The organism is Pseudomonas sp. Sample_24 (assembly GCF_004307605.1).
Classification (GTDB): Bacteria; Pseudomonadota; Gammaproteobacteria; order Pseudomonadales; family Pseudomonadaceae; genus Aquipseudomonas.
Window position 1 is genome coordinate 1 of record NZ_RCNW01000121.1, and the last position, 1,012, is coordinate 1,012.

Here is a 1,012-nt window from a genome sequence, read left to right on the forward strand (position 1 = left end):
GAGCGCATCGCGATCATGCACCTGGGCTGGATCGCCCAGATCGGCAGCCCGATCGACATCTACGAGACCCCGACCAGTCGCCTGGTCTGCGAATTCATCGGCAACGTCAACATCTTCGAAGGTGAAGTGATCGACGACGCCGAAGGCCACGCGATCATTACCTGCAAAGACCTGGACCGGCAGATCTACGTCGGCCACGGCATCAGCACTTCGGTACAGGACAAGTCGGTGACCTACGCGATCCGTCCGGAAAAACTGCTGGTCACCGCCGACATGCCGACCTGCCAGTACAACTGGTCCAGCGGCAAGGTGCACGACATCGCTTACCTGGGCGGGCACTCGGTGTTCTACGTCGAGTTGCCAAGCGGCAAGCTGGTGCAGTCATTCGTCGCCAACGCCGAACGTCGCGGGCAGCGTCCGACCTGGGGTGATCAGGTCTACGTGTACTGGGAAGACGATAGCGGCGTGGTACTTCGCTCATGAACATGCGCAAATTCAAACGCCGTCTCAATCGAATAATTCCCGGTGGCCGCCAGTTGGTCATCGGGGTTCCCTTCATCTGGCTGTTCCTGTTCTTCATGTTGCCGTTCTTCATCGTTCTGAAGATCAGCTTTGCCGAAGCCGACGTGGCCATCCCGCCGTACACTGAAATCTACAGCTACGCCGAACAGAAGCTGCAGTTGCTGCTGAACCTGGGCAACTACGCGATGCTGGGCGATGACGAGTTGTACATCGCCGCGTACCTCGGCTCGCTGAAGATGGCGCTGATCAGCACCATCCTCTGCCTGCTGATCGGCTACCCGATGGCCTACGCCATTGCCAGCGCCCGCAAAGAGCTGCAAACGGTGCTGGTGCTGCTGATCATGATGCCGACCTGGACCGCGATCCTGATCCGCGTCTATGCGTGGATGGGCATCCTCAGCAACAACGGCCTGCTCAACGGTTTCCTGATGAGCATGGGCTGGATCGACGAACCGCTGCAGATCCTCAACACCAACCTCGCGGTTTACAT

1 protein-coding gene and 1 pseudogene are annotated in these 1,012 nt (G+C 58.9%); both read left to right on the top strand.

The genetic code is table 11. The features are described 5' to 3' along the window. Positions 1–483, top strand: a 483-nt coding sequence (locus tag D8V06_RS06235) for a TOBE domain-containing protein (RefSeq protein WP_130930631.1), incomplete at its 5' end; no start/stop codon positions are given. Between the two features lie 35 nt (positions 484–518). Continuing rightward, positions 519–1,012 (top strand): annotated as a pseudogene (locus D8V06_RS06240) (putrescine ABC transporter permease PotH); the annotation flags it as partial.